At 50.0% G+C, this 9,772-nt stretch carries 11 protein-coding genes; 9 read left to right on the plus strand and 2 right to left on the minus strand.

Annotated features, from left to right (window positions below; genetic code table 11):
* Nucleotides 1-126: 126 nt before the first annotated feature.
* Nucleotides 127-1,164: a histone deacetylase family protein gene (locus DEF47_RS07530; protein ID WP_012187714.1), complete on the minus strand. Its 1,038-nt coding sequence runs from the start codon at nt 1,162-1,164 to the stop codon at nt 127-129.
* Nucleotides 1,165-1,619: 455 nt separating this feature from the next.
* Between DEF47_RS07530 and DEF47_RS07535 the strand changes: the two genes are divergently transcribed.
* Both DEF47_RS07535 and DEF47_RS07540 read left to right on the plus strand, forming a co-directional pair.
* Nucleotides 1,620-2,966 (plus strand): Hsp70 family protein, encoded by a 1,347-nt coding sequence (locus tag DEF47_RS07535; RefSeq protein WP_012187713.1) that lies wholly within the window; start codon nt 1,620-1,622, stop codon nt 2,964-2,966.
* 91 nt (nt 2,967-3,057) lie between these two features.
* Complete coding sequence (locus tag DEF47_RS07540) at nt 3,058-3,354, plus strand: hypothetical protein (RefSeq protein ID WP_012187712.1); 297 nt, start codon at nt 3,058-3,060, stop codon at nt 3,352-3,354.
* A gap of 36 nt (nt 3,355-3,390) precedes the next feature.
* Here DEF47_RS07540 and lexA read toward each other — a convergent pair whose 3' ends face one another.
* Complete coding sequence (gene lexA, locus DEF47_RS07545) at nt 3,391-4,035, minus strand: transcriptional repressor LexA (RefSeq protein WP_012187711.1); 645 nt, start codon at nt 4,033-4,035, stop codon at nt 3,391-3,393.
* 215 nt (nt 4,036-4,250) lie between these two features.
* Here lexA and DEF47_RS07550 point away from each other — a divergent pair, with 215 nt between their 5' ends.
* From DEF47_RS07550 to DEF47_RS07580, 7 genes are all read left to right on the plus strand, one after another.
* Nucleotides 4,251-4,916: an HNH endonuclease gene (locus DEF47_RS07550; RefSeq protein WP_287045056.1), complete on the plus strand. Its 666-nt coding sequence runs from the start codon at nt 4,251-4,253 to the stop codon at nt 4,914-4,916.
* A gap of 28 nt (nt 4,917-4,944) precedes the next feature.
* Nucleotides 4,945-5,460, plus strand: a complete 516-nt coding sequence (locus DEF47_RS07555; protein ID WP_012187709.1) for an NUDIX hydrolase — start codon at nt 4,945-4,947, stop codon at nt 5,458-5,460.
* Between the two features lie 41 nt (nt 5,461-5,501).
* Nucleotides 5,502-6,410: a carbohydrate kinase family protein gene (locus tag DEF47_RS07560; protein ID WP_012187708.1), complete on the plus strand. Its 909-nt coding sequence runs from the start codon at nt 5,502-5,504 to the stop codon at nt 6,408-6,410.
* Nucleotides 6,411-6,496: 86 nt separating this feature from the next.
* The gene (locus DEF47_RS07565) at nt 6,497-7,183 is read left to right on the plus strand and encodes an amino acid kinase family protein (RefSeq protein ID WP_012187707.1); all 687 of its coding nucleotides are present in this window, start codon (nt 6,497-6,499) and stop codon (nt 7,181-7,183) included.
* Nucleotides 7,184-7,504: 321 nt separating this feature from the next.
* A complete protein-coding gene (gene eno / locus DEF47_RS07570; protein WP_012187706.1) occupies nt 7,505-8,791 on the plus strand; it encodes a phosphopyruvate hydratase in 1,287 nt (428 codons plus the stop codon).
* A 64-nt stretch (nt 8,792-8,855) separates the two neighbouring features.
* A complete protein-coding gene (locus DEF47_RS07575; RefSeq protein ID WP_012187705.1) occupies nt 8,856-9,230 on the plus strand; it encodes a YraN family protein in 375 nt (124 codons plus the stop codon).
* 21 nt (nt 9,231-9,251) lie between these two features.
* Nucleotides 9,252-9,632: a RidA family protein gene (locus tag DEF47_RS07580; RefSeq protein ID WP_012187704.1), complete on the plus strand. Its 381-nt coding sequence runs from the start codon at nt 9,252-9,254 to the stop codon at nt 9,630-9,632.
* Nucleotides 9,633-9,772: the final 140 nt, after the last annotated feature.

Genomic DNA, 9,772 nt, shown 5'->3' on the forward strand with positions numbered 1-9,772 from the left:
GAGAGGGGGCAAGGGGGTGAGGGAATCACGCCGTGGTTAACCCTAGAATCCAGTACCTCTATGCTCTATGTTCTTCATCCCTATTTTGATTTTTGCCTTCTGCCTTCTGCCTTCTGCCCTCATAATTCATCCCTTCAAAAGCGGATGTTCGCGGCGGAGATGCTCGATCAGCCAGGTAACATCGGGTTCTGGGGTATGACTGACTTCTTGATTGAAAATCGGGGCAGGCTGACCAGAAACCCATGTTTGCAGCGTTGCAGTGAGGCTTTGAGCGAGGGCTTCGAGGTTGTAACCACCCTCAAGCAAGCCCACCAAGCGTCCATCGCAGCACTCGGCGGCTAAATTATACACGATCGACGATAGCTGGGCATAACCGCCAGTGGAGAGTGCCAAATTCCCCAATGGGTCGTAAATATGCGCATCATAGCCCGCCGAGATGATCAATAACTCAGGCTTGAAGCGCCGAATAGCTGGGGCAATCGCTTGTTCAAACACCAGATGAAAACCCATATCGCCAGTTAATGGGCGTAATGGCAAGTTAAGGGTCGTGCCCAATCCAGCGTTCGCGCCCATCTCCTTCCAATGACCTGAGTTGGGCCAAAGCGGCCAGCCATGGGTCGAGATGTAGAGCACATCGGGGTTTTGGTAGAAAATATCTTGGGTTCCGTTGCCATGATGCACGTCCCAATCCAAAATTGCCACTCGTTTGAGGCCATATTCACGTTGAGCAAAGGCCGCCGCAATCGCCGCATTATTGAACAAGCAAAATCCCATAGCTTGGTCGGCGGTCGCATGATGGCCTGGTGGGCGAACCAAAGCAAAACTATTGGCATGCCGACCACTGAGCACTGCATCAGTCGCGACAATCGCGCCGCCAGCAGCAAGTTGGGCAATCTCGACCGAATCTGGCAAAATATAGGTTTCAGCATCAGCCCAATCGCCAAATTGGGCCATCCGTTGTAGGGTTGGCAAATGGCTTGGCACATGCACCGCCTCGATTTCAGCAGCAGTTGCATGGCGTGGTGCAAGCGGGGTTAAGTGCTGTTGCAATTCATAATCAGCTGCCAGCATGGCATGAATCGCCCGTAGCCGATTGGCATTTTCGGGGTGCTCAGGCTGATCGTGGTCGAGATAATGATCGTGTGAAATGAGAGCGAGGCTCATACGCGAAAGCTCCTCAGCGAACAATACTAGGCCTAGCTTAATCGAGGGCTGGCAAGCCTGCAACCAACCAACGATGGAATTTAGGCTAGATTTTATTTATCAACCACAGTTCGTTGCTCGACTAGCAATAGCTTGCCCTTGCTAAATTGTCATTTTAGGGGGTGCAGGGGGATGAAAACACCCTGCGTTCCCCGCCTTGAGGCGGGGCGGAGGGGTGGTGATCATGTCAAAGCTTCAAAATTCATTGATATCGATAATTCCCTGATGACGAGTGGATCAAGCCAAGCAGCGTTTTGAAAAAACTCAACATTGCCCAAGCAACATCCGTCCTAAGACCGATCATGGGTAGCAAAATGCTTTGTTACAATCAATGTTCTGCACCAGCCGCCCCCCAGTTTTGGGTTTGGGCGGCATTTCGCCGTGCAACTCATCCAGCTTAATTAGGAGGCATTGCAATGCGGGTAGGCTTAGATTTCGGAACAACTAATACGACCGCAGCAATTTACGACGGCGCAAACGTAAGCTTGGTTCCGCTAGACTCCGTAGCGGCAAATCCCAATGTGTTACGCACTGCCTTATTTATCACGCCCGAAGGCCAGCAACGGATTGGCCGCGCGGCAATTAATGCCTTTACTGAGGGCAACGTTGGCCGCGAAATCGTCTACGAGCGACGCTATCTTGGCACAGTTACCAACACCTATGCAGGGGTTGGCACAATCACGCAGGCCGTCGAAGGCTTGGTCGATAGCAACCCACCAGGCCGTTTATTTCAATCGATCAAAACCATGCTGCGCGATCCATCCTACATCAAAACCAATGTGTTTGGCCAAGAAACGACCCTCGAAGAATTGATCGCCAAAATCCTACGGGCAATTCGCCGTGAGATCGAACGTTTCACTGGCGAGAAAATTAGCGCGATTACAGTTGGGCGGCCTGTGCACTATGCCAGCACAGCGGAAGGCGATGCGTTGGCGATTCGGCGGATGCGTGAGGCCTGCGAATTGGCCGATTTGCCAAATGTGAGTTTTATGCCCGAACCTGTCGCGGCAGCCCATGCCTTTGCTGCCAGTCAACGCGAACGCCGCAATATTATCGTCTTCGACTTTGGCGGCGGGACGCTCGACGTAACCGTAATGGCAATTGATGGGGCCAAACGCCAAGTGCTAGCGACCGATGGTGTGCCAATTGGCGGCGATGTGCTCGATAGCAAAATTGTTACGGGAGCCTTACGCCAATATTTTGGTGATGGCGCTCGACTTGGCCCACGCAAATTGCCCTTGCCCGCTGCTTTGATGGAGCACCTCGACAATTGGCAAAATATTCTCGAAATGCACACACCCAAAATGCTCGACATCATCGAAGAATCGGTGCGCACCAGTGATAAGCCCAAAGAACTCAAGGCCTTGCGCTCATTAGTCCGCGAAAATTATGGGTTGGTGCTGTATGAGCATGCGGAAGAGGCTAAACGGCGGCTTTCCAGCGAACGCCAAGTTGAAATTAGCATGCATGTTAAAGATATTGATTTTGATCATTTGCTGCCACGCTTTGAATTTGAGCGCCTCGTTGGCCCCGAAGCTCGTGCCATCGGTGATTGTGTTGATCGCACGGTTCGCGCGGCTGGCTTGAGCCACGAGCAAATTGATGTAGTGTTGCGCACCGGCGGTTCTTCGCGGATTCCGCGTTTTATCAAATTATTAGCCGACCGCTTTACCGAAGATCGGCTGCGTGAGCAAGATCCATTTACCAGCGTCGGGGCAGGCTTAGCCGTCGCTGCCTACGAAGGTTTGGGCGAAGCTAATTAAATGGTGGTAGTTGCCAAGGCTTGGTATCAAAACTGCCAAGCCTTAGCGATCTCAGCTATAATGCAACTAGCTTTAGTCGGGAGTATGCGTGATGGTCAAACAAAAAATCTTATCCACCTTCAGCAATATCACCAAAGTTCGCGCCCAAGTTGAGGCTTATCGCCAGAAATTCCAAGATTTGCGGCCATGGTGGCCTGTGTTGATTCCGTTTTTGTTGTGGCGGGGCAAACGAGCCTACGACCAAGAGATGAAAAACGTTGGCATCAAATTAGGCGAGGCTGCATTACAAAAAGCCCAAGAACAGCACAAACTGCAAGAACAACAAGCCAAATTGATCGAAACCCAAGAGAAGATCAACCAACGCAGCAACAAAAAGGGACGGAAATAATTCCGTCCCTTGGGTTTATCACGTGAAGTTCAGCTTTTAGCCGAGGTTACGAATCACCCCAACCACACGGCCTTGCACTTCCACATTGGTTGATGGATAGTACATTGCTTCCATGGTAACGTTGGCTGGTTGCAACCGCACGCGGTCACCTTCCCAGTAGATCCGTTTCAAAGTAACTTCGTTTTCATCGCGAATGCGGGCTGCAACCATCTCGCCATTTTCGGCGGTTGCCTGATAGCGCAAGAGCACAATATCGCCATCGGCAATCAAGGCATCGACCATCGAATAGCCTTTGACTCGCAAGGCATACACATCGCCCAGCTTATCGTTGCCAACAATTTCCTCGGGCACTAACACCGAATCGTCGGAGTTGGCCGAATCGTTGGGCACTGGAATAGGCTGACCAGCGGCAATTACGCCCAGCACTGGCACGCGTTGGCCACCAAGCACGGTTGGCAGTGGTTGCTCAGCATTGATCAATTCGATAGCTCGCGAGATATTACCTTCGCGGCGGATATGGCCTTTGCTTTCGAGGGCGCGTAAGTTATATGCAACCACCGAGGTTGATGAAATACTTAACTCGCGTTGAATATCGCGAATCGCCGGAGCATAGCCATTTGTGCGAATAAATTGCTTGATGTAATCATAGATCCGTTGTTGGCGTTGCGATAATCCGCTCATTGAAGCGCCTTCCTTTCAGGGCCGACGAGGCTGTGGGTATTCAGCCATACACGAATAGACGTTCTAGTCTTTATTATAGAAAAATACATATGTTCTGTCAACTAGGATGTTCTACTTTTTACAAATTAAGGGATGATATTCGCTATTTTAGGGTTAAATCTTAATGTATATTTATAGAATTCACGAATCCTATCGTACTATTTCGAAGGATGGCTATGATTAAAAAAGAAATCAAACCTGTTACAGGGAATTTCTTAAACAACTTTTGGGGTATTGGAGCTAAACATGCCCTCTATCATAAAGATGGAAATTGGTATCACCAACTTAAGAAATTTCCTGGTGTGCTTTTTGATGCCCATGGGTATATTCTCTTTGAAACAGATGACGAATTTTTTAATTCGCCATCTCTTCGCATACGCAAAGATGTTAGAGTACCACAAGGTATTGCCTCAATAAAAGAATATATTAAGTTAAGTAAAAATTTACCAATTGAAACTATTAGCCGCATTAAAGTTAACAATAAGCCAGCAGGAAATCGGTTAACGCGCAGAACAATTAATACTATTGATCGTATTCAGCGAGATACCAAAGTTAGTTCGTGGGTAAAATATATTTATAACTATGCTTGCCAAATCTGTGGCATCAGGCTCCAAATTGGTCAAGATAAATTTTATGCTGAATGTCATCATATTCGGCCATTAGGTGGAGTTCATCAAGGCGAAGATATTGTAGAAAATGTATTATGTGTTTGCCCTAATCACCATGCTTTATTAGATTATGGAGCAATTAGAATCGATTTTTCTACATTACACTCCCATCCAAACCATCTAATCGATCCTGAAAGTGTCGATTATCATAACAATAATCTATCCAACACTTAAATTATGTAAATTTGCAGTAAAGGCAATTATGGAATTACCAAGCTTTATTTTCCCATTATTAAAACGCTTTCGCTTACCACCACGCTTGCACTGGCTCGCGGCCAATCTGATCAACCCGCACTTTCTGCTGGGCGTGGCAGGCATTATCACCGACGAGCAGGGGCGGTTATTATTATTCCATCACACCTATCGCCGCTCGCATCCGTGGGGCATGCCTGGCGGCTGGATGAGCAAAGGTGAATCGCCGCTCGAAACCCTCGAACGCGAAGTACACGAAGAATCGGGCTTGCACGTTCGCGCTGAACGCTTGGCATTAATTGGCGTTACTCGTGATCGCCCAAAATTTGAGTTTGTAGTGTGTGGCAAGCTGGTTGGTGGAACATTCCAAGCCTCACGCGAGGTTGATCAAATGGGTTGGTTTGCGCCTGATCAATACCCAGCTTTAGCCCCATTCCATCAGCATATTTTGCAGCAATGGCGCGACCAACCCAACCATGAAGTCGGTTGGTACGAAGCCCCATGGATTATCGCCCACCCGCGCTAGCCCCAAACAGCCACTAAACTATTGAGTTTGAGGCGAATACAATGGAGCAATCGATTGTTGTTTTTGGCGATCTTAATCTTGATACTAGTGTTTCGATTGGGCAATTTCCACTGCATGAAGGCGATACACTGTTTAGCTTCGACGGCATTAGCGATGCGATTGGCGGAGCAGCGGCCAATGTTGCGGTTGGCTTAACTGCGCTGGGGCATCAGGTTCATTTTGGCAGCGTGGTCGGCCAAGATCGCATGGCCGAGCTAGTGCAGCAACTAGCACAAGCCAAAGGTTTAGCCACCAACTCCATTCGCCCCGATTGGCCAACGACCTCGCGCACAGTTGTATTAATTGATGCTGCTGGGAATCGTCAGTGCATCAACGACCCCAAAGCAGTGCATCGTTATCGTTACCCCGAAGCGGCGTTACCCACGCTATTTGAACAAAGCCAGTGGGTCTATTGCTCAACTCAAAACTGGTGTCGTTACGTTGCCCAAGCCGCCCGTGACGCAGGCAGCACGGTCATTGTCGATGTACAAGCCTTGGTTGATATTGACGAATATCACCGTGATTTTCTGCAAGCTGCTTCGATTATTATCCTTAGCACCGAGCAACTGGCCATGCATAGCCATGAATTCATGCGCCGCCTATGGCAACAATTTGAGATTGACATCGTGGTAGCAACCCATGGCAATCATGGCGCAACCCTCGGCGTGCGAGCAACCAACACAATCGAGTATCAGCCAGCCTTTGAGCTTGGGTCAGTTGTTGATAAAACAGGGGCAGGCGATGCATTTTGTGCTGGCTTTATTGCTGGTTTGGCTAGCGATTTAACTCCACGCCAAGCTCTGAGTTTTGGGCAATACGTGGCTGCTAGCAAAATCGCAATCAAAGGCTCAACCAATGGCTTTCCTGAGCGAACCCATGTGTTGCAAGCATTAGCGCAATTGCCAACATAAACTGTCACCGCTTCGTCATCTTTAATCCTATTGTTTGCTAGCCCCCCTCGTTACAATTGAGCACAACACAGATGGGGACAACAGCAATGACGCACGTAATCAAAATTAGCGGCTACGAAGTAGATCACGCTGATTCACTGCAAACATTAATTAGCGCCTTAAGCAGCATCGACGATCAAGTGGTTTTAATTCATGGTGGTGGCAGCATTTTGCCGCGCGTCTTAAATGCTATTGGCGGCACGAATCATCCGGCGGCGGCTGAAATTGCGGCCATGGCGTTGCGTGGCGGGATCAATCCGCGTTTGGTTGCTGCGCTGACCCAACATCATTTACAAGCAATCGGCTTATGTGGCTCGGATTTAGAATTGATGTATTTGTTGCCCAAAAGCGATGAGCCAATCGTGCGCTTTGAGGTGTTGCACTATTTGCTAGAGCAGGCTTGGTTGCCAGTTTTAGCTCCGCTGGCGATGGAAAGTGCCACAGGTGCGGTGAAATTGCTCAACGCCGACACGGCAGCCCAGATGATCGCCTCGGCGCTAGCCGCTGATCAATTAACCTACATTGTGCAAACGCCAGGGGTTTATGCCAGCGGGCGGCGCATTAGTGGTATTTCAGGACGACAATGCGAACGCTATATTAAACAAGGCGCATTCGATGCCACCTATACCTCGGTTGTCAAAGCCGCCTCATTGGCTGCTCCACACGTTGGGCGGGTGCGCATCACCGATCTTAACGGCTTTTTGGATGGGGTTGAAACCGTTGTTGTAGCCTAGGCAACAGGGGCGAGGGGTCAGGATTCAGCATAGCCGAAACCGCAAAGGGTACAAAGCTTATTTTTTGATCCACGAAGGACACGAAGGGCACGAAGATTTGGCTATTGGCGTTTGGCTATGGGCTAAGACATGTTCCTATAGCCTATAGCATTATTCCCTATGTTCGATGTTCTTTGCTCTATGTTCTAATGTCCATTATGATTTCTGCCTTTTGCCTTTTGAATTTATGCTCGATAGGTCGCGAAACCGCTACCCAGCGAATGGACAGAGCGTGGTATGATGGGGCATAAACATTCGTGTCCCTTGAGGAGGCTTCTCAATATGGCACTCATTACGCACGTTCGCGGTCGCGAAGTTCTCGATAGTCGAGGTAACCCGACCGTTGAAGTTGAAATCGGTTTGGAAGATGGCACGCTTGCCCGCGCAATTGTTCCTTCGGGCGCTTCAACTGGCGCACACGAAGCAGTCGAACTGCGCGACGGCGACAAAAGCCGCTACGGCGGTAAAGGCGTGCTCAAAGCTGTAAAGCATGTCAATGAAGATATTGCTGAAGCCATCGAAGGCTTAGAGGCACTTGATCAAATTACGCTTGACAAGACCTTGATTGAGCTTGATGGCACTAAAAATAAAGGTAAACTTGGCGCTAATGCAATCTTAGGGGTTTCATTGGCCACTGCCAAAGCTGGCGCATTGTCAGTTGGTTTGCCGCTCTATCGCTACCTTGGCGGGGTTTTCGGTCATACCTTGCCAGTCCCAATGATGAACATCTTGAATGGTGGCAAGCACGCCCAAGATAGCACCGACTTCCAAGAATTTATGGTGATGCCAGTCGGCGCTCCATCGTTCCGCGAAGCTCTACGCTGGGGTGCAGAAATTTACCACACGCTCAAGAATGTGTTGCACGACCGTGGCTTGGCCACCAATACTGGCGATGAAGGTGGTTTTGCGCCATCGTTGCCATCAAATGAAGCCGCTCTCGAAGTAATCGTCGAAGCGATCCAAAAGGCTGGCTACACCCCAGGCAAAGATGTCATGTTAGCGCTCGACCCAGCATGTAGCGAAATCTACGAAAATGGCATCTACAACTTGGCCCGCGAAGGCCGCAAACTTAGCTCCGAAGAAATGGTGGGCTACTGGGAAAATCTGGTCAACAAATACCCAATCATTTCAATCGAAGACGGTTTGCACGAAGACGATTGGGGTGCTTGGTCGTCGTTGCGCCAACGTATCGGCGATCGTGTGCAGTTGGTCGGCGACGATTTGTTGGTAACCAACGTCGAACGGCTCAACCGTGCGATCAAAGAAAACTCAGCGAACAGTATTTTGATCAAGCTTAACCAAATTGGCACCTTGACCGAAACCCTCGACGCAATTCAAATGGCCCAACGTGCTGGTTGGACGGCAATTGTCAGCCACCGCTCAGGCGAAAGCGAAGATGTAACGGTAGCCGATTTGGTGGTTGCCACCAACGCTGGTCAAATCAAAACAGGGGCACCAGCCCGTACCGACCGCGTAGCCAAATACAACCAATTGCTGCGGATCGAAGAAGAACTCGATAGCCAAGCCAAATTCGCTGGCTGGAGCGCCTTCGCCGTCAAACGCGGCTAATCGATACTGACCATTGAGGACACGCAACGGCGCGTGTCCGCTTGCTATTTTAGGGGGAGCAAGCATGGCCGACGATCGCAAAGCACTTGGGCGTTGGGGCGAGCAATATGCCGCTGAGTATCTGCAACAATTAGGTTATCAACTGATCGCTAGTGGTTGGCATTGTCGTTGGGGTGAGATCGATCTGATCGCCTATGATCAAGCAACCTTGGTGATTATTGAAGTACGCACGCGCCGAGGCACAGCCCATGGCAGCGCCGCCGAATCATTGACCCTCAAAAAACGCCAACGTTTAGCGCGGTTGCTGCAAGCCTACCTGCAAGCCCTCGATGCCGCCCAAACCCCATGGCTCGGCGATTATCGCATCGATGCTATTGCGATCACACTCTCCCGTGGTCAACCTCAACTTGAACATTTTCAAGCAATTTCAATTGAATAAGCAACTATCAAGGAGTTTTCAATGACCCGTGAAGTTATCAGCACGCCCAACGCTCCCGCCGCCATCGGCCCATACTCACAAGCAATCGCCATTGATGGATTGTTGTTCTGCTCAGGCCAAATTCCGCTTGACCCAGCAACTGGCCAAGTGATCGAGGGCGACGTAACCGCCCAAACCCGCCGCGTGATGGAAAACATTCGGGCAGTGCTGACGGCAGCCAACACCAGCTTCGAAAAAGTGGTCAAAACCACGATTTTCTTGGCCGATATGAACGACTTCGCCGCCGTTAATGCCGTCTATGGCGAATACTTTCCTGAAAACCCGCCAGCTCGCTCGACCGTGCAAGTGGCGCGTTTGCCCCGCGATGTGCAAGTTGAAGTCGAAGTGATTGTGCTGCGCTAGCGTTCCGCATTTGCTATCCCGATCCTTCCAAGGGTAGGTTATTAACCAAATCATTGGATATAACGATGCATTAATCTCACCACCCTTCCCTCCCGCCTCAAGGCGGGAAACGCAGGGGGCTTTAATCCCCCTGCACCCCC

This window comes from Herpetosiphon sp. (genome assembly GCF_003512625.1).
GTDB classification, from domain to species: domain Bacteria; phylum Chloroflexota; class Chloroflexia; order Chloroflexales; family Herpetosiphonaceae; genus Herpetosiphon; species Herpetosiphon aurantiacus.

What these genes read in the sequence shown, in the direction of transcription:
- DEF47_RS07530 (WP_012187714.1), bottom strand. Translation starts at nt 1,164, where the DNA reads ATGAGCCTCGCTCTCATTTCACACGATCATTATCTCGACCACGATCAG.
- DEF47_RS07535 (WP_012187713.1), top strand. Translation starts at nt 1,620, where the DNA reads ATGCGGGTAGGCTTAGATTTCGGAACAACTAATACGACCGCAGCAATT.
- DEF47_RS07540 (WP_012187712.1), top strand. Translation starts at nt 3,058, where the DNA reads ATGGTCAAACAAAAAATCTTATCCACCTTCAGCAATATCACCAAAGTT.
- lexA (WP_012187711.1), bottom strand. Translation starts at nt 4,035, where the DNA reads ATGAGCGGATTATCGCAACGCCAACAACGGATCTATGATTACATCAAG.
- DEF47_RS07550 (WP_287045056.1), top strand. Translation starts at nt 4,251, where the DNA reads ATGATTAAAAAAGAAATCAAACCTGTTACAGGGAATTTCTTAAACAAC.
- DEF47_RS07555 (WP_012187709.1), top strand. Translation starts at nt 4,945, where the DNA reads ATGGAATTACCAAGCTTTATTTTCCCATTATTAAAACGCTTTCGCTTA.
- DEF47_RS07560 (WP_012187708.1), top strand. Translation starts at nt 5,502, where the DNA reads ATGGAGCAATCGATTGTTGTTTTTGGCGATCTTAATCTTGATACTAGT.
- DEF47_RS07565 (WP_012187707.1), top strand. Translation starts at nt 6,497, where the DNA reads ATGACGCACGTAATCAAAATTAGCGGCTACGAAGTAGATCACGCTGAT.
- eno (WP_012187706.1), top strand. Translation starts at nt 7,505, where the DNA reads ATGGCACTCATTACGCACGTTCGCGGTCGCGAAGTTCTCGATAGTCGA.
- DEF47_RS07575 (WP_012187705.1), top strand. Translation starts at nt 8,856, where the DNA reads ATGGCCGACGATCGCAAAGCACTTGGGCGTTGGGGCGAGCAATATGCC.
- DEF47_RS07580 (WP_012187704.1), top strand. Translation starts at nt 9,252, where the DNA reads ATGACCCGTGAAGTTATCAGCACGCCCAACGCTCCCGCCGCCATCGGC.